The following is a 15986-nucleotide window of genomic DNA, read 5'->3' on the forward strand; positions in this document are numbered from 1 at the left end:
CCGGGGCGGGGTGGGGGTCGGGGGTGACGGCGGTGCTGGTGACGCTCACGTGGCCGTCGGCCAGGCGCAGCACGAGCTCGGTGCCGGCCGGCGCCTGGTCGATCGACGTGACGACGTGGCCGTCGGGGGTCTGCGCGACGGCGTAGCCGCGCTGCAGCGTGTTCAGCGGGGACAGCGCGCGGACGCGGGCCAGGTGGTGGCCGACCTCGTCGTGGGCCCGGTCGAGCCGGTGGCCCAGCGAGCGGCGGGCCCGGTCGCGAGCGTCCAGGACGACCTTCTGCTGCAGGTCGACCAGCGTGGTGGGGGTCGCCATGACCGGTCGGGAGCGCAGCGCGGTGAGGCCGTGGTGCTCGCGCTGCAGGAAGTGGTGCAGGGCGAAGCGGGCGCGCTCACGCATCGCCTCGACGCCGGCGAGCTCCTCGGCGACGTCGGGGACGATGCGCTTGGCCGCGTCGGTGGGGGTGGACGCGCGCAGGTCGGCGACCAGGTCGAGCAGCGGGGTGTCGGGCTCGTGGCCGATGGCGCTGACCACCGGCGTCGTGGCCGCGTGCACGGCCCGTACGAGGGCCTCGTCGGAGAACGGGAGGAGGTCCTCGACCGAGCCGCCGCCGCGGGCGATGACGATGAGGTCGATGCCCGGCGCCGCGTCGGCCTCGCGCAGCGCGGCGATGACCTCGCGCGCGGACGAAGCGCCCTGCATGAGCGCGTGACGCACGTGCAGCGGGGCGGACGGCCAGCGGAGACGGACGTTCTCGACGACGTCGCGCTCGGCGGCGGACTGCTTGCCGGTGATGAGCGCGATGCCGCGCGGCAGCACCGGGAGCGGACGCTTGAGCCGCGGGTCGAACAGGCCCTCGGCGGCGAGCAGCTGCTTGCGCCGCTCGAGCTGGGCGAGCAGCTCGCCCTCGCCGACGGGACGGATCTCGCGGACGTCCAGGGACAGCGAGCCGTTGGGGGAGTAGAAGGTGGGCTTGGCGTGGACGACCACGCGGCTGCCCTCGGTGACCGGGGCGACGCACGCGTCCAGCACCCGGCTGTGGCACTTGAGGCCGATGGAGATCTTGGCCTGCAGGTCGCGCAGGGTCAGGAAGCTGATGCCCTGGCGACGGGTCATCTGGGCGATCTCGCCCTCGACCCAGATGGCGCCGAGGCGGCCGACGTAGCCCTCGATGAGCTGCGAGACCTGCCGCAACGGCGCGGGGGCGTCGGCCGTGGTCTCCAAGGGCATGGTGATCACCCTAGAGGCCGGGGCCGACACCCCCGCGAGCGAGCGCAGCGAGTGAGCTGCGGCTCCGTGCAGTGCGTGTGTCGTCAGGGGCGACGCACGACGTACCGCGAGCTCCAGATCTTGGTCTTCTTGACCGAGGTGCCCGGACGCTGGGCCTCCCAGATCTTGCCGTGACCGGCGTACAGCGCCGCGTGGTAGGCGCGACCGTTCTTCAGGAACACCAGGATGTCGCCGGCGCGACGGTGCTTCTTCGAGACCTTCTTGTACTTCAGCATCGACGCGGACGTGCGCGAGAGCTTCTTGCCGGCCTTCTTGTAGGAGTACTGCACCAGGCCCGAGCAGTCGAACGCGCTGGGACCGTTGCCGCCACGGCGGTACGGGTCGCCCTTCTGCTTGGCGGCGACCTTGAGCGCCTTGGCCGCGGTCTTCTTCGAGGCGGCGTCGGCGTGGTCGGCACCCGGTCCGGCGAGGCCGCCGAGCACGAGACCGCCCGCGAGCATGGCAGTGGTGATGAGACGAATGAAGCGCATGAGTTCCTTCAGATCCGCCTGCGAAAGATGACCTGTCGGGTTCAGGCGTGAAGGTTGCCTGCCGCTCGACACGAGCGGTTCACCCCAAAGGCTCCTCAGGGGGAGGAGCCGCACTGCTGGGTCTTCCGTGCCCATCCCTGTGTTGCGGAACGTCGCGTCCTGATGGGCCTCGGCGAGGACACGACAACGCCCCCGGTGGGGGGCGCCGCGGTGACGTTACATACACGTTTCAACGACGACCAAGCGCCAAACCGATTTTGTGACAAGGCCCTCATGAAACCCGAGCGTGAGTGTGACGCAGGACTCAGGTTTCTCGGGCCCGTAGGATGGGCGCCATGTCCTCCTCCGTCACCCTCGGCATGCCCACGATCGGCGGCAGCGTGCTGCTGGCCGACCCGCGCGGCTACTGCGCCGGTGTCGACCGCGCCGTCATCACCGTCGAGAAGGCGCTCGACCTCTACGGGCCCCCGGTGTACGTGCGCAAGCAGATCGTGCACAACAAGCACGTCGTGCAGAACCTGTCCGAGCGCGGCGCGGTGTTCGTCGAGGAGCTCGACGAGGTGCCCGAGGGTGCGACGGTCGTGTTCTCCGCCCACGGCGTCTCGCCGGCGGTGCACGCCGAGGCCGCCGAGCGCAGCCTGAAGACGATCGACGCCACCTGCCCGCTGGTCACGAAGGTGCACCACGAGGCGCGCCGCTTCGCCGCCGACGACTACCGCATCCTGCTCATCGGCCACGCCGGCCACGAGGAGGTCGAGGGCACCGCGGGCGAGGCGCCGGAGCACATCACGCTGGTCGAGACCCCCGAGGACGTCGACACGCTCGAGATCGACCCGGGGGTCAAGCTGTCCTGGCTGTCGCAGACCACGCTGAGCGTCGACGAGACGATGGAGATCGTCCGCCGCCTGCGCGCGAAGTTCCCGCACCTGGAGGACCCGCCGAGCGACGACATCTGCTACGCCACGCAGAACCGTCAGGTCGCGGTGAAGCAGATCGCCGCGGACGCCGACCTGGTCATCGTCGTGGGCTCGGCGAACTCGTCGAACTCGGTACGCCTGGTCGAGGTCGCGCTCGAGGCCGGTGCCAAGGCGTCCTACCGCATCGACGACGTGAGCGAGATCGACGAGCGCTGGCTCGACGGCGTCGAGACCGTCGTCGTGTCCGGACCGTGCGGCCTACCGGCGGCTGGGCTTCACCACCGCTGCGCTGCCACCGCCCCGTCGGGTGGGCTCGGCCGCGGCGGTGAGGCGTCCGCGCCGGTCGACCTCGATCGCGGCGACGGCGCCGATCTCGCTGGCCGAGGTGAACGAGTCGCCCGACGGCGTGAGCGTCTGGCCGAACGCGGCGAGCGCGTCGCCGTAGGCCTCGATGAACGCCGGCTCGGCGGTGGTCGACGCGGTGTTGCGCTGCGACGCGCGCGGCGCGGCCACGGCCTCCGGCAGCGTCATCCCGAGGTCGAGCCGGTTCAGCAGCACCTGCAGGACGGTCGTGATGATCGTCGAGCCGCCGGGCGATCCGACGACGAGCCGGACGCCGCGCCGGTCGGTGACGATCGTCGGCGACATCGACGAGCGCGGACGCTTGCCCGGCTCGATGCGGTTCGGGTCGTCCGGGTCGTAGACGGTGCTGAAGTCGGTCAGCTCGTTGTTGAGCAGGAAGCCACGACCGGGCACGGTCATGGCCGAGCCGCCGGTCTGCTCGATGGTCAGCGTGTAGGCGACGGCGTTGCCCCAGCGGTCGACGACCGACAGGTGCGTGGTCGAGACGTTCTCGGTGTCACTCTCGTCCACCGTCGGCTGGGCCGGCGTGCACGCGGCGCCGTCGAGCGCGCCCGGCGCGACCGGACGCGGGCTGGCCTGCTCGGGGTCGATCGTGCAGGCCCGGCTGTCGGCGAACCGCTGGCTGAGCAGCGTCCGGGTCGGGACGTCGGTGAAGGCCGGGTCGCCGACGTGCTCGGCCCGGTCGGCGAACACGCGGGCGGACGCCTCGAGGTACAGGTGCAGCGCTTGCGGGAGCGGCAGCGCGCCGAGGTCGTAGTTCTCGAGGATGTTGAGGCCCTCGCCGACCGCGATGCCGCCGGACGACGACGGCGCCATGCCGTGGACGGTGAGCCCGCGGTACTGCGTGGACGTGGCCTTCTGGTCGACGACGCGGTAGCGGGCCAGGTCGCGGGTGGTCATGGAGCCGGCTGGGGCGGGCAGCCCGGACGCGGGGTCGACCCGCGGGGACTGGACGACGTCCGCGATCTCGGCCGCGAGCGGGCCGCGGTAGAAGGCGCCGGGCCCGCGCTTGGCGATCGACTCGAGCGTGCGGGCGAGCGCGGGGTTGCGGAAGCGGGTGCCGACCTGCGGGGCATCCCCTCCGGGCAGGAAGAGCGCGGCGGTGTCGGGGAAGGCGGCGAAGCGCTTGGCGTTGTCGAGCGTCTGGCCGCGGAACGTCTGGTCGACCACGAAGCCGCGCCGGGCCAGGTCGATGGACGGCTCGAGCGCCTGCTTCAGGCTGAGCCGGCCGAAGCGCCGCAGGGCGCGGTCCCAGGTGGCGACGGTGCCGGGCACGCCGACGGCGACGCCGGAGCTCACCAGCTCGGGCGTGAACCGGTACGGCTGTCCGGTGGCCGGGTCGACGAAGGCGTCCGGCGTGATGCCGGCCGGCGCGGTCTCGCGCCCGTCGATCGTCGAGACCTTGCCGGTGCGGGCGTCGTAGTGGACGAAGTAGCCGCCACCGCCGATGCCGGCGCTGTACGGCTCGGAGACGCCGAGCGCGGACGCGGTGGCCACGGCGGCGTCGGCCGCGTTGCCGCCGCGACGCAGGACGTCCAGGCCGATGCGCGTGGCGTTGGCGTCCACGGACGTCACGGCGCCGCCGTAGCCATACGCCGTGGCCGAGTCCGGCAGCGGTGGCCGTGGGTCTCGCCGGTCGGCGTCCGCGGTCGTGCCGGTGCTGACGAGCAGCGCGGCGGTGAGCGCGGCGACGGCCGCGGTGCTGGTGGCGCGCAGTCGAGTGCGAGCAGTCATCTGTCATCCCCCCGGAAGCAGCGTGGACCTCGACCGTAGGCACAGCCGGCGCCGGTCGGCAACGGGACGGGCGGACCTGGCGGTGACGGTGCGGACCACGTGCGGGCATGCTGGGGCGATGCCTCACCTGGAGATCGAGCACACCGACAACATCGACCTCGTCGCCGATCGGCTGCTCGCCGCGGCCGTGGGCGCCCTCGCCGAGCTGGGCGAGTACGACATGGCGTCGACGAAGGCGCGGGTGCGCCGGCTCGACGCCTACTCCGTGGACCGGCCCGACTCCGGCGGTGCCTTCGTCGCGGTGACGTTGAGCATCCTGCCCGGACGCTCGGAGGAGCTGCGGCTGCGCACGTCGCAGGCGATCACCGAGGCCGTGGCGATGGCGGCGACGTATCCGGCCGGCACGCAGATCACCACGCAGGTGCGCGAGCTGGAGGGCTACAGCAAGGTCGTCGTCTAGCCGTCGGCGGACGGCTCGGCAGCTGCGGCCTTGAGGCTGCCGGCCCGCAGCGCGAGCACGAGCAGGGCGCCGATCTGGCCGACGACCAACGGTGTCGCGTGGTCGATGAACCCGGCGAGCACGTGCTCGAACGCGCCGGCGCCGGCCTCGACGTCCTGGCCGTGCAGGTGGTCGGGCGCGACGAGGCCGAAGCCGACGACGACGACGGTCATGAGCAGCGGCGGCAGGATGCCGGCGACGAAGAACCCGCGCGGGCGGACGGTCAGCGGCACGGTCCAGGCCACGAGCACGAAGGCGACGCCGAACAGCACCGAGAGTCGGCCCTCGACGAGCAGCTCGAGGGCGATGACGAGCGCGAGCGACAGCACGGCGAGCACGACGGCCTGCCCGGGCAGCAGGTCCTGGGAGGCCAGGCTGCCGCGGGGGCGGGGAGGCCGTGCCGCCGTCGACATGTCAGGAAGATAGCCGCTCGACCAGCTCGGGAGCCGTAGGCGCACGGTGGCCGGTCTCGACCCGGCGCGGGGCGGTGACCTCGCGGGTGCCGATGTCGAGGTCATGCAGGCGGCGCGCGGTGACGAGCAGGCGGGACTCGACCGAACCGACCGTGTCGTTGTAGCTGGTGACCGCGTTGGCCAGCGCCTTGCCGAGCGCGTCCACGTGGCCGCCGACGACGCCGATGCGCTCGTACAGCTCGGCGGCGACGCGCTGGATCTCGCGGGCGTTGTCGGCCAGCCGCTCCTGGGTCCAGGCGTGGGCGACGGTGCGCAGCAGGGCGATCAGCGTCGTGGGGGTGGCCAGGACGACCTGCTTGGCGGCGGCGTGCTCGAGCAGCGACGGGTCGTGGGCCAGCGCCTCGGCCAGGAACGCCTCGGCCGGGACGAACAGGACGACGAACTCGGGGGAGTGCTCGAGCCGGCTCCAGTACGACTTGGCCGCGAGCTGGTCGACGTGGGTGCGCAGCTGGCGGACGTGGCGCTGCACGTGCACCTGCGCGACGTCGGGCTCGCTGGCCTCGACGGCGTCCAGGTAGGCGTCGAGCGGCACCTTGGCGTCGACGACGACGTTCTTGCCCCCGGCCAGGTGGACGACCATGTCGGGGCGGAGCGTGCCGTCGGCGGTGGTGACCTGCAGGTCGAAGTCGCAGTGCTCGACCAGGCCGGCCAGCTCGGCGGTGCGCTTGAGGTGCATCTCGCCCCAGCGTCCGCGCACCTGAGGACGGCGCAGCGCGGTGGCCAGCGAGGCGGTCTCGCGGCGCAGCGAGTCGGACGTGGTGCGCACGGCCTCGACCTGCTCACGCAGCTGGCTGTGCCACTCGATGCGGCTCGCCTCGAGCTGGCGCAGGCGGGCGTCGAAGCGGTCGAGGCTCTCGCGCACGGGGGCGACGGCGCGGGCGGTGGCCTCGGCGGCGGGTTCGGCGACGTCCGGCGGCGGCGCCACGGGAGAGCGGCGGCCGATCGCGAGGCCCAGGCCGAGGCCCGCGGCGAGCGCGAGGACGGCGGTCAGCAGGAGGGGGAAGGCATCCATGGCGTCAGGATGCCCGTCCCCACCGACAGAACCGCGGACCCCGAGTCCACCCGACCCCCGCGTGTTCTCACCCCAGCCCCGCGCCGCCGCGAAGTGTGACGAGACGGACCGCCGACGCCGTCCGACCCCGTCCGAAGCGACACGAATCGCGGCGGAGCCGGGCTGGGGTGAGGACGGGCAGGGAGGTGGGTCAGGCGCGGCGGTCGAGCGCGGTCTCGTACGACCACAGCTCGGCGCCGGTGCCGACCGGCTTGCGGCGGTGCCCCTCGCCGTTCTCGTCGGTGCCGCCGCCGTGCGCACCCGCGTCCGCGCCGCCGTGCCCGTGGCTGCGACCGAACGACTCCGACGCCGTCCACGCCTGGAACGACTCCTCGTCGGCCCAACGGGTCACGACGAGCCAGACGTGGCGGTCGTCGGTCGGCTTGAGGAGCTCGAAGCCCTCGAACCCGGGCGTGCCGTCCATCGAGTCCCCGCGCGCGGCGAAGCGGTGGGCCAGCTCGTCGCCGGAGTCGGCCGGGACGGTGATCGCGTTGATCTTGACGATGCTCATGCCCCGAGGCTACCGACGGGCGTCAGTCCTCGAGGAGGTTGCGGCCGGCGCGGAAGCACAGGACGGCCAGCCCGCCGAGCAGGGCGACGCCGAGGACGTGCCCGGGCAGGTCGGCGAGGTCCCCGGTCAGCAGCGTGACGACCGGACCGACCACGAGTGGGGGAGCGGCCGCGACCAGCACGCCGGCGGCGACAGCACGCACCGTCGGCACCTTCATCACCACGCGGGACAGGACGCCGGCGACCAGCCCGACGCCCAGGGCCACGAGCGCGAGCGGCCCCACCAGCGTGCCGCCGTCCGCGGTGTCGTTCATGAAGTACGACGACATGAACAGCCACGGCGCGATCGCGACCATCGCGGCGCTGCTGAGCGCCAACGTCAGGACGACGGCGGACGACGAGCGAGTCGTCACCACGACGGGACCGTCGCGTCGCGGAGCAGCCGCAGGGCGCCCCAGAGGCACAGGCCGCCGGCCAGGAGGAAGGCGAGTGACAGCGCCACGTTCTGCAGCGCAGTGTCCGGAGCCGGGTCGTCCCACCGGTCGAAGGGCAGGATCGAGAAGACCCAGACCGGACCAACCAGCAGCGGCGGTGCCAGGGCGGCGAGCAGGCCGCCGGGAACGGCGCGCGCCTCCGGGACGTCAGCCCGCCAGCCGATGGACGTGCCGCACACGAGCCCGACGACGAGTGACGCCGCAGCCACGAGCGTGACGAACTGCAGGTGGTCCCCGAACGAGGGGGACTCGTTGAGCATGTACGCCGGCACGAACGCGACCGGCACCACGACCACCTGGGCGACGACCGACACGATGGCGGTCGTCGTGACCCGGTCCCCTGCGCTCGTCATGCGCGCATCGTGGCACCCGCGGACGTCCGGGCGCAGGCGTTTACGCTCGGCGGGTGATCATTGAGACCGAGCGACTCGTCCTGCGGCCGTTCACCGACGCGGACGCCGAGCGCGTGCTCGACATCCACTCGCGGCTCGAAGTGATCCGCTGGCTGGACGACCCGCCGTGGACGCCGATGGCCGACCTGGACGAGGCGCGGGCCTGGATCGCCAACTGGCAGCGCGTCCACGAGAAGGACGAGCGCGACGTCGGCCTGGCCATCGAGGTGCGTGAGACCGGTGTCGTCGCCGGGACGATCATGGCCGTCCCGCTGCCCAAGGCGCAGCACGGCGAGAAGCAGGTCGGCTGGCACCTGCACCCCGACTGCGTCGGCCACGGGTACGTCACCGAGGCCGCGTCCGCGCTGCTCGACCACGTCCTGCCGCTGGTCGGCAACCTGTGGTGCGACATGTTCGCCGACAACGCCCCGTCGGCCGCCGTCGCGCGCCGGCTCGGGCTGCGCGAGCTCGGCGTGCGGCCCGACCCCTGGTACGGCGGGGAGTCGCTGATGTTCCACGTCACCCGCGACGAGTGGCAGGCGCGCCGCTCCGCGTAGGCTTGCCTCCCGTGGCTCTCTCCATCGGCATCGTCGGACTCCCGAACGCAGGCAAGTCGACGCTCTTCAACGCCCTGACCAAGAACGACGTCCTCGCGGCGAACTACCCGTTCGCGACGATCGAGCCGAACGTCGGCGTGGTCGGCGTGCCCGACTCGCGCCTGGACAAGCTGGCCGAGATCTTCGGGTCCGAGAAGATCCTGCCCGCGACCGTGCAGTTCGTGGACATCGCCGGCATCGTCCGTGGCGCGTCCGAGGGCGAGGGCATGGGCAACGCGTTCCTCAGCCACATCCGCGAGTCCGACGCGATCTGCCAGGTCACGCGCGTCTTCCGCGACGAGGACGTCACGCACGTCGACGGCAAGGTCGACCCGGGCAGCGACATCGAGACGATCTCGACCGAGCTGATCCTCGCCGACCTGCAGACCGTCGAGAAGGCGCTGCCGCGCCTGGAGAAGGACGCGCGTCGCGACAAGTCGCTGGCCGCCCAGGTGGCCGAGGTCGAGAAGGCCAAGGAGGCCCTCGAGGCGGGCACCGGCGTCTTCCAGGCCGGCCTGGACCTGGAGCTGCTGCGCGACCTGCACCTGCTGACCGGCAAGAAGCTGCTGTACGTCTTCAACTGCGACCTCGACGAGCTCGCCGACGAGGACCTCAAGGCGAAGATGCGCGAGATCGTCGCGCCGGCCGAGGCGATCTTCCTGGACGCCAAGAGCGAGGCCGAGCTGGCCGAGCTGGGTGACGACGAGGAGTCGCAGGAGCTGCGCAGCCAGATGCTCGAGGAGATGGGCATCACCGAGCCCGGCCTGGACGCCCTCGCGCGCGTCGGCTTCGACACGCTCGGCCTGCAGACGTACCTGACGGCGGGCCCGAAGGAGGCGCGCGCCTGGACGATCAAGAAGGGCGCCACCGCTCCCGAGGCCGCCGGCGTCATCCACACCGACTTCCAGCGCGGCTTCATCAAGGCCGAGATCGTCTCGTACGACGACCTGGTCGAGGCCGGCACCATGGCCGCGGCGAAGTCCGCCGGCAAGGTGCGCATGGAGGGCAAGGACTACGTGATGGCCGACGGCGACGTCGTGGAGTTCCGCTTCAACGTGTAGTTCCGGTTCAAGCTCACGCGAGATCGGTCGAGGCAAGGAGGCCGTGCCCGGGCGATGATGCGGTGGTGACGGGGTCTTGGGAAGAACGCGCTGCGGCCGGAGAGGCGCTGGCTCCAGGTGCTGGCGTTCCCGACACTGATGCGCGTCTGATCGAGCTCCTGCTCGATCCCGAGAACACGGCAGTGACCTTCCGGACTGCTGTCGCTCTGCTCGACCAACGCACCACTGCGGCGTTCCGATTGCTTGTCCTGGCCAGCGCAGATGCAGACGACAACCAGCGAGACTGGATCGGCGACGCAGTAGACGGGTTCGTCGGGCGGATGCAAGGCGAAGGTGAGGCCTTCATCCGGCGGGCGTTGCACGTGCTCGAGAAGGACAACGATGGGTGCGCCCACGCCGCAGCGGAATGGCGCGCGTGGTTCCACTGGTCCTGACGACTTCTCGCAACGTGACCCGGTGGAGCTCCGCTTCAACGTCTGAGGGAGGCGGCGCGCTCGCAGGCCGGTGAGTCCGCAGCCTTTCCGTTGACCGAGCGGTGGGTCCGCAACCGAATCGGTGGTTGATCCGGTTGCAGGCTCACCGCTTCGTGCATCCGCGTGGGCGTCGATGACGGAGCTGGGGCTCGGGTCGACCCGCCGTCAGTCAGCGGGGACGCCCAGCGCGGCATAGCGTCGTGGGATGAACACGCCTCCCTCGACCGTCCGGCTTCGAGCATGAGCGGGGACGGCGGCTCCGGCGACGTCGTCGCGCCGAAGGGTGCTCGTGAGGAGCCCGAGCTCGAGGAGACCTACGAGCGGCTGGTCGACGAAGGACATGAACGACTCGACCGGCCGCTGCTCGCCCTGGTGGCGACCGCGTTCCTGGGCGGTATCGACGTCGGGGTCGGCGTGCTCGCGTTCCTCGTGGTGCAGGCCGAGACCGGGAACCACCTGCTGGCGTCGGTCGCGTTCACGATCGGGTTCGTGGCGCTGCTGCTGGCCAACAGCGAGCTGTTCACGGAGAACTTCCTGGTCCCGGTGATCGCGGTGGTGGCCAAGGTCGGGACGTTCACGCAGCTCGTGCGGTTGTGGGGCGTCTCGCTGGCGGCCAACCTCGCCGGCGGCTTCGTCATGGCCGGGATGATCGTCGTGGCGCTGCCGGACGTGCACGAGGTGGCGGTGGAGTCCGGCTCGCACTTCGCCCATCTGGGGGTGTCGTGGCGGTCGTTCTTCCTCGCCGTGCTCGCCGGTGCGGTCATCACGCTGCTCACCCGCATGCAGAACGCGACCGAGAGCCAGGGCGTCCAGGTGGTCGCGGCGGTGCTGATGTCGTTCGTGCTCGTCGGTGCCCAGCTCTTCCACTCGGTGCTCGACTCGATCCTCATGTTCGCCGGGCTGCTGACCGGCGACGCCGACTACGGCTACCTCGACTGGCTGGGTGCCCTGGGGTGGTCGGCGTTCGGCAACCTGGTCGGCGGACTCGTGCTCGTCACCGGCATCCGGCTGCTGCGCATCTCGCACCGCGTCGCCGAGAGCCGCGACGAGGGCCAGACCGGCTGAGTCCCGAAGGTCAGCGGGCCTCTTCGGGTGCGTGCTCGGCTCGCTGGCGGGCGAAGTGCTGCTCGAGCGCGCGGAGCGTCTCGGGGTCCAGCGCGGTCTCGGGGTCGGCGGCGATGTCGCGCTGGACGTGCTCGCGGGCCACGGCGTAGACCTCGGAGCCGACGGCGAAGGGCAGGTTGCGGACGTACCAGCGACGGAAGACGCGCGCCCCGAGCTGCTGGAAGGCCTGGGCGACGATCCCGGGCCGGCCGCGGCGGACCCAGAACCCGATCGTCCGGCCCAGCACGGAGGCGATCACCAGCGCCGCGACGATGACGAGGACCGTGCCCACGATCTCGTCGCTTGCCAGGTTGTCGGACGCGGCCGAGAAGCCGCTGTAGTAGACCGGCACCAGCACCCCGGCCTGGTCGGCGAGCGGACCGAGCTGCTCGGCGGTGTCGGCGAGGTCGCGCAGCGAGTCCAGCTCGGGCCGTCCGCTCCAGGCGTCGCCGACGTGCCCGGCCGCCTCACGCAGGTCGAGGTCGGTGACCGCGTCCCTGGCCTGCCCGACCGAGTCGAACGTGGCCTCGACGTCCCGGAGGGTCGCCGCGCCCTCGTCGGCCGCCTGCTGCAGCTCGGCCTGCGACGGCGTCTCCCGGTCGAGGTAGTCGATCGCGCCCTGGATCTCCTCGCGGTGGTCGAACACGTACTTCGCATCGTGGTACTGGTCGACCAGGTTGGGCACGGCGGCGACGGCGGCGTGCGCCTTGCCGCCCGTGGTCTCCGCGTCGCTGATCAGGACGCTCACCACCGCGGCCGCGCCGTAGGCCTTGATGCCGAGCTCCAGGAGCGAGCCGCTCACGAGCCGCCCCACCTCCAGCTTGCGTCGCAGCGGCGCGAGCTCGAAGCGGGATGTCACAGATGTCCTCCGGTCGGGCGAGCGCGCGACGCGGCGCGTCGGTCGCGGGTTCCGACGAGGATGTCAGGAATCCCTGCACTCGCACGTCCGGCCGACGAGGCGCGGTTGCCCGGCTAGTTGATGATCTCGGCCTTGGTCTCGCGCATGACGGTGAGCCGCTCGGCCCAGGTCGCCAGGGCCTCCGGCGTCAGCCGCGTCCACTCGGTGACCTCCTCGACGACGACCAGCGGCTCGCTCGTGCGGAAGGACCGGGTCGGGTTGCCGGGGAACTTCTTGTCGGTCACGTTCGGGTCGTCCTCGAACGGTCCGGTCGGCTCGACGACGTACACGTGCGGCTCCGAGCCGTCCGGCCCCAGGTGGGCGGCGAGCTCGGCGGCCAGGCCGGCGCCGTCGAGCAGAGCCGTGAAGTAGACGTGGTTCATGACCACCTCGGGCCGGTAGTTCGACGGACGTCCCGCGGTGAGCCGGTCACCGGGGCGAAGGATCGCGCGGGTGCCGTGGAAGAAGGGTCCGTCCTCGAGTGGCTGCGTCGTCGGCATCGGTCGATCGTCGCACGGGCTGGCTCGTCCGGATGAGAGCGTGGACGCATGAGCGCCGTCGATGAAGCCCTCGCCCTGGCCGCGAAGCACGGACTGGAGCTGTCCGCGCACGACGCCACCGTGAACGAGGCCGGGCTCGACTACCGGGTGGTGATGGCGTCGGACGGCGACGGAGTCCGATGGGTGCTGCGGGTGCCGCGCCGCGACGACGTGTCTGCCGGCATGGCCGCCGAGGTGCGCATCCTCGACCTCGTCGCGCCGGTGCTCGCCGGCGACGGCATCGCGGTGCCCGACTGGCAGGTGCGGACGCCGGAGCTGATCGCCTACCGTGCGCTGCCCGGGTCGCCGGGCCTGACGCTGAGCGAGGCGGGCGAGCCCGTCTGGCACATGGACCCGGCGAGCCCCGACTACGCCGCCCGGCTCGGACGCCTGCTCGCGCGCCTGCACTCCGTCGACGTCGGCGCGGCCGAGGCCGCCGGGGTCGAGGTGCGCAGCCCGGACCAGGTGCGCCAGGCCTGGGCCGACGACGTCGCCCGCGTGCGCGAGAACTTCACCGTCGCCCCGTCCGTCGCCGGCGGCTGGCAGGCGTGGCTCGACGACGACGTCTGCTGGCCGACGCGGACGGTGATGACCCACGGCGAGATCTACCCCGCCCACGTCCTGCTTGCCGAGGACGGCACGTTCACCGGCGTCCTGGACTGGACCACTGCCCGCGTGGACGACCCGGCGCGGGACCTGTCCGCCCAGTACGGCGCGGGCGGTGAGGACATGCTGCAGGCGACGCTGCACAGCTACGCCGACGCCGGCGGGCACGTCCACCCGGGGCTGGCCGTGCAGGCCAAGCACCTCTGGGACGCCGCCCCGCTCGGGTACGCGCTGTACGCGCTGACGACCGGCGCCGCGCCCGACCGCGACGTCGCCGCGGCACTGCTCGACCCGCAGGGCTGAGGGTCGGCCGGGTCCGAAACGGGGGAGGTGTCCGGCCGCTCTGAGCGCCGACGATGGCGCTCGTGGACGGGTTCGACGTGGCGGTCCGAGTCGCCCGGCTGGGCCTTGCCTCGAGCGCAGAGGGCGTCACCCTGCTCGAGACGTACGTCCGCCGGGCCGCGACCGCGTACGGCCTCGACGTCGCCCTGATGGTGCTGCCCGAGCAGATCCTGGTGCAGGAGGCGACCGCGCCCGAGCCGCGGTCGGCGGTGATCCGTGCGGCGCCCGGCATCTTCCGGCTCGACCAGGTCGCCGACCTCAAGCGGACGCTGGTCGAGATCGAGGACGGGCTGGACGCCGACGGGGCCTGCCGCCGGCTCGACGCGATCGCGGACCGGCGTCCGCTGTGGCCGTGGTGGGCGCGCGTCGGCGGCGTCGCACTGTTCGCGGCGGGCTTCGCGCCCAGCGTCGTCGCGTCCTGGGGCGAGGTCGGGGCGGCCGCAATCCTGGGCCTGCTCATGGGCGTCCTGGTCGTCGCGGCCGGCGGCACGCCGTTCGAGGGACTGGTGCCGTTCGTCGGGGCGTTCGTCGTGACGCTGGTCGGGTTGACCGTCCTGTCGGGGCTGGCCGCGACGAACGGCGTCACGCTGCTCGTGCTGCCTGCCCTGTTCATCACCGTCCCCGGCGACACCCTGTCGGCCGCGGCGGCCGAGCTGCTCGGGGGACGCATCACGGCCGGGGCGATCCGTCTGGTCATGGGGCTGTTCGTGCTCGGGCTCGTCGTCGTCGGCGTCGTCGCGGCGACCAACCTCAGCGGGGACGCCGACCTGCTCACCGAGACCCTGCCCGAGCCGGAGCTGTCGCTGCTCGGGATCCTCGGCGGATGGGTGGTGTTCTGCGCCGGCCTGGTGCTCGCGTTCAACGCCGAGACCACGGTGTTCTGGTGGCTCGTGCCGAGCGTCATCGGCACCTTCCTGCTGCAGCAGGCGGGCACGCAGGCGGCCGGGACCGTGGCCGGGACGCTGCTCGCGGGCATCGTGCTGGGTGCGTTCGCGAACCTCGTGGACGCGAACCACCGGCGTCCGCCCCGGCTGATCCTGGTGCTCGGCGGGTTCTTCGTCCTCACCGTGGGCGGCCTCGGCGTCCGCGGGGCGGCGGCGCTGTTCGGCGGCGACGCGGTCTCGGGGGTGCAGGACCTGGCGGAGTTCGGGCTGCAGGTGCCGATCGTGGCGGTCGCCCTGGCCCTCGGCGTCGTGCTCAGCGACAAGCACCGGTGGCTGCCTACGATCCACGGCTTGCGCGGACGGTCGTCGGTCGTCCGGCCCGGGGACAGCTAGGCGCTCGCGGTGCGGATCCGGACCTCGCGCTCCATCCGCTTCTCGTGGCGCGCGCGTCCCTTGATCGCCTCGAGCTCGCGGCTCTTCGGCGGCGCGTTCGTCACGAGGTCGTCGAGCATGCGGCGCGTCGCGGCCGCGATCTCGTCGATGGCCCGCTCGAACGCCTCGGTGTTGGCCTTGGACGGCTTCGTCGAGCCGCTCACCTTCCGCACGAACTGCAGCGCCGCCTCGCGGACCTCGTCATCGGTGGTCGGCGGCTCGAAGTTGTGGAGCTGTCGGATGTTCCTGCACATGCATCGACGGTAGTCCCGACTGGCCGCATCCGGACAGGTCCGAGCCGATTCCCGCCGGCGCCAGCGGGTAGGACGAACGCGTCGTACCCGTCGGTAGGTCGGCCGTGTCGCTAGCCTTCACGGACCGTCACGGAGGAGGAACCCATGCTGAAGAACATCGTCGTCGGAGTGGACGACAGCGAGAGCGCGCTCAAGGCCGCTCAGCGCGCCGCCGAGCTCGCCGCGTCCACCGGTGCCGTGCTGCACGTGGTCTCGGCGGTCGACAACCGACGCACGATCAGCGAGTCCGACAACCTGCCCGAGGGCGTCGGCACCACCCCGGGCGAGCAGGCCGAGGCGATCGCCGGACGCGTCGCCAGCACGCTCAGCGACATCACGACCGAGGTGCACTCCTCGCCGCACCCGGGCCGTCCCGGCGAGGCGCTCGTCGCCGTGGCCAACGAGGTCGGCGCGGACCTGATCGTCGTCGGCAACCGCCGCGTCCAGGGCATCGCCCGCGTGCTCGGCAGCATCGCCACGGACGTCGCGCAGCACGCGCCCTGCGACGTCTACATCGTCAAGACCGTCTGACGTCTCTCTGACCGAGCTGTCGCACCCCTGGGCTGC

19 protein-coding genes, 1 pseudogene and 1 riboswitch are annotated in these 15986 nt (G+C 72.2%); of the genes and pseudogenes, 9 read left to right on the forward strand and 11 right to left on the reverse strand.

Annotated features, from left to right (window positions below; all coding sequences use genetic code 11):
* A partial coding sequence (gene xseA / locus E0W78_RS08530; RefSeq protein ID WP_131403445.1) for an exodeoxyribonuclease VII large subunit occupies nucleotides 1-1228 on the reverse strand: 1228 nt, incomplete at its 3' end.
* Between the two features lie 83 nt (nucleotides 1229-1311).
* Complete coding sequence (locus E0W78_RS08535) at nucleotides 1312-1758, reverse strand: C40 family peptidase (protein ID WP_131403446.1); 447 nt, start codon at nucleotides 1756-1758, stop codon at nucleotides 1312-1314.
* Nucleotides 1759-1943, reverse strand: a riboswitch (cyclic di-AMP (ydaO/yuaA leader).
* A gap of 150 nt (nucleotides 1944-2093) precedes the next feature.
* On the opposite strand from E0W78_RS08535, the pseudogene E0W78_RS08540 reads away from it, so the two are divergent.
* Nucleotides 2094-2921: pseudogene (locus E0W78_RS08540) on the forward strand (4-hydroxy-3-methylbut-2-enyl diphosphate reductase); the annotation flags it as partial.
* A 12-nt stretch (nucleotides 2922-2933) separates the two neighbouring features.
* Here E0W78_RS08540 and ggt read toward each other — a convergent pair.
* The gene (ggt, locus tag E0W78_RS16855; protein WP_131403447.1) at nucleotides 2934-4772 is read right to left on the reverse strand and encodes a gamma-glutamyltransferase; all 1839 of its coding nucleotides are present in this window, start codon (nucleotides 4770-4772) and stop codon (nucleotides 2934-2936) included.
* 118 nt (nucleotides 4773-4890) lie between these two features.
* Between ggt and E0W78_RS08550 the strand changes: the two genes are divergently transcribed.
* Complete coding sequence (locus tag E0W78_RS08550; protein WP_131403448.1) at nucleotides 4891-5232, forward strand: hypothetical protein; 342 nt, start codon at nucleotides 4891-4893, stop codon at nucleotides 5230-5232.
* On the opposite strand, the gene E0W78_RS08555 is transcribed toward E0W78_RS08550, so the two are convergent.
* The 5 genes from E0W78_RS08555 to E0W78_RS08575 form a co-directional block, all read right to left on the reverse strand.
* Entirely contained in the window at nucleotides 5229-5684 is a 456-nt protein-coding gene (locus E0W78_RS08555; RefSeq protein ID WP_131403449.1) for a DUF6542 domain-containing protein, read from the reverse strand. The genes E0W78_RS08550 and E0W78_RS08555 overlap by 4 nt on opposite strands.
* A gap of 1 nt (nucleotide 5685) precedes the next feature.
* Entirely contained in the window at nucleotides 5686-6756 is a 1071-nt protein-coding gene (locus tag E0W78_RS08560) for a DNA recombination protein RmuC (RefSeq protein WP_131403450.1), read from the reverse strand.
* A 190-nt stretch (nucleotides 6757-6946) separates the two neighbouring features.
* Nucleotides 6947-7306 carry an antibiotic biosynthesis monooxygenase gene (locus tag E0W78_RS08565; protein WP_131403451.1) on the reverse strand — a complete coding sequence of 120 codons (360 nt, stop codon included), beginning with the start codon at nucleotides 7304-7306 and terminating at the stop codon, nucleotides 6947-6949.
* Between the two features lie 22 nt (nucleotides 7307-7328).
* On the reverse strand, nucleotides 7329-7721 hold the full coding sequence (locus E0W78_RS08570; protein WP_131403452.1) for a hypothetical protein: 393 nt from the start codon (nucleotides 7719-7721) through the stop codon (nucleotides 7329-7331).
* A complete protein-coding gene (locus tag E0W78_RS08575; protein ID WP_131403453.1) occupies nucleotides 7715-8152 on the reverse strand; it encodes a hypothetical protein in 438 nt (145 codons plus the stop codon). Before E0W78_RS08575 ends, E0W78_RS08570 begins: the two co-directional genes overlap by 7 nt.
* Before the next feature lie 53 nt (nucleotides 8153-8205).
* On the opposite strand from E0W78_RS08575, the gene E0W78_RS08580 reads away from it, so the two are divergent.
* The 4 genes from E0W78_RS08580 (at nucleotide 8206) to E0W78_RS08595 (ending at nucleotide 11386) form a co-directional block, all read left to right on the forward strand.
* On the forward strand, nucleotides 8206-8748 hold the full coding sequence (locus E0W78_RS08580) for a GNAT family N-acetyltransferase (protein ID WP_131403454.1): 543 nt from the start codon (nucleotides 8206-8208) through the stop codon (nucleotides 8746-8748).
* 11 nt (nucleotides 8749-8759) lie between these two features.
* Nucleotides 8760-9848 carry a redox-regulated ATPase YchF gene (ychF, locus tag E0W78_RS08585; RefSeq protein ID WP_131403455.1) on the forward strand — a complete coding sequence of 363 codons (1089 nt, stop codon included), beginning with the start codon at nucleotides 8760-8762 and terminating at the stop codon, nucleotides 9846-9848.
* Between the two features lie 65 nt (nucleotides 9849-9913).
* Nucleotides 9914-10282 carry a hypothetical protein gene (locus E0W78_RS08590; RefSeq protein ID WP_131403456.1) on the forward strand — a complete coding sequence of 123 codons (369 nt, stop codon included), beginning with the start codon at nucleotides 9914-9916 and terminating at the stop codon, nucleotides 10280-10282.
* A 279-nt stretch (nucleotides 10283-10561) separates the two neighbouring features.
* Nucleotides 10562-11386, forward strand: a complete 825-nt coding sequence (locus tag E0W78_RS08595; RefSeq protein ID WP_131403457.1) for a formate/nitrite transporter family protein — start codon at nucleotides 10562-10564, stop codon at nucleotides 11384-11386.
* A 10-nt stretch (nucleotides 11387-11396) separates the two neighbouring features.
* Here the strand turns inward: E0W78_RS08595 and E0W78_RS08600 are convergent, their stop codons facing one another.
* Complete coding sequence (locus E0W78_RS08600) at nucleotides 11397-12284, reverse strand: hypothetical protein (RefSeq protein ID WP_131403458.1); 888 nt, start codon at nucleotides 12282-12284, stop codon at nucleotides 11397-11399.
* A gap of 113 nt (nucleotides 12285-12397) precedes the next feature.
* Complete coding sequence (arr, locus tag E0W78_RS08605; protein ID WP_131403459.1) at nucleotides 12398-12823, reverse strand: NAD(+)--rifampin ADP-ribosyltransferase; 426 nt, start codon at nucleotides 12821-12823, stop codon at nucleotides 12398-12400.
* A gap of 48 nt (nucleotides 12824-12871) precedes the next feature.
* Between arr and E0W78_RS08610 the strand changes: the two genes are divergently transcribed.
* The gene (locus E0W78_RS08610) at nucleotides 12872-13771 is read left to right on the forward strand and encodes a macrolide 2'-phosphotransferase (protein ID WP_131403460.1); all 900 of its coding nucleotides are present in this window, start codon (nucleotides 12872-12874) and stop codon (nucleotides 13769-13771) included.
* 62 nt (nucleotides 13772-13833) lie between these two features.
* Entirely contained in the window at nucleotides 13834-15087 is a 1254-nt protein-coding gene (locus E0W78_RS08615; RefSeq protein WP_165570447.1) for a threonine/serine exporter family protein, read from the forward strand.
* Here E0W78_RS08615 and E0W78_RS08620 read toward each other — a convergent pair.
* Nucleotides 15084-15380: a DUF2277 domain-containing protein gene (locus E0W78_RS08620; protein ID WP_131403462.1), complete on the reverse strand. Its 297-nt coding sequence runs from the start codon at nucleotides 15378-15380 to the stop codon at nucleotides 15084-15086. The genes E0W78_RS08615 and E0W78_RS08620 overlap by 4 nt on opposite strands.
* A 144-nt stretch (nucleotides 15381-15524) precedes the next feature.
* Between E0W78_RS08620 and E0W78_RS08625 the strand changes: the two genes are divergently transcribed.
* Entirely contained in the window at nucleotides 15525-15950 is a 426-nt protein-coding gene (locus E0W78_RS08625) for a universal stress protein (protein ID WP_131403463.1), read from the forward strand.
* Nucleotides 15951-15986 lie beyond the last annotated feature (36 nt).

This window comes from Aeromicrobium sp. IC_218 (assembly GCF_004336805.1).
GTDB lineage: Bacteria > Actinomycetota > Actinomycetes > Propionibacteriales > Nocardioidaceae > Aeromicrobium.

What these genes read in the sequence shown, in the direction of transcription:
- E0W78_RS08535 (WP_131403446.1), bottom strand. Translation starts at nt 1,758, where the DNA reads ATGCGCTTCATTCGTCTCATCACCACTGCCATGCTCGCGGGCGGTCTC.
- ggt (WP_131403447.1), bottom strand. Translation starts at nt 4,772, where the DNA reads ATGACTGCTCGCACTCGACTGCGCGCCACCAGCACCGCGGCCGTCGCC.
- E0W78_RS08550 (WP_131403448.1), top strand. Translation starts at nt 4,891, where the DNA reads ATGCCTCACCTGGAGATCGAGCACACCGACAACATCGACCTCGTCGCC.
- E0W78_RS08555 (WP_131403449.1), bottom strand. Translation starts at nt 5,684, where the DNA reads ATGTCGACGGCGGCACGGCCTCCCCGCCCCCGCGGCAGCCTGGCCTCC.
- E0W78_RS08560 (WP_131403450.1), bottom strand. Translation starts at nt 6,756, where the DNA reads ATGGATGCCTTCCCCCTCCTGCTGACCGCCGTCCTCGCGCTCGCCGCG.
- E0W78_RS08565 (WP_131403451.1), bottom strand. Translation starts at nt 7,306, where the DNA reads ATGAGCATCGTCAAGATCAACGCGATCACCGTCCCGGCCGACTCCGGC.
- E0W78_RS08575 (WP_131403453.1), bottom strand. Translation starts at nt 8,152, where the DNA reads ATGACGAGCGCAGGGGACCGGGTCACGACGACCGCCATCGTGTCGGTC.
- E0W78_RS08595 (WP_131403457.1), top strand. Translation starts at nt 10,562, where the DNA reads ATGAGCGGGGACGGCGGCTCCGGCGACGTCGTCGCGCCGAAGGGTGCT.
- arr (WP_131403459.1), bottom strand. Translation starts at nt 12,823, where the DNA reads ATGCCGACGACGCAGCCACTCGAGGACGGACCCTTCTTCCACGGCACC.
- E0W78_RS08610 (WP_131403460.1), top strand. Translation starts at nt 12,872, where the DNA reads ATGAGCGCCGTCGATGAAGCCCTCGCCCTGGCCGCGAAGCACGGACTG.
- E0W78_RS08620 (WP_131403462.1), bottom strand. Translation starts at nt 15,380, where the DNA reads ATGTGCAGGAACATCCGACAGCTCCACAACTTCGAGCCGCCGACCACC.
- E0W78_RS08625 (WP_131403463.1), top strand. Translation starts at nt 15,525, where the DNA reads ATGCTGAAGAACATCGTCGTCGGAGTGGACGACAGCGAGAGCGCGCTC.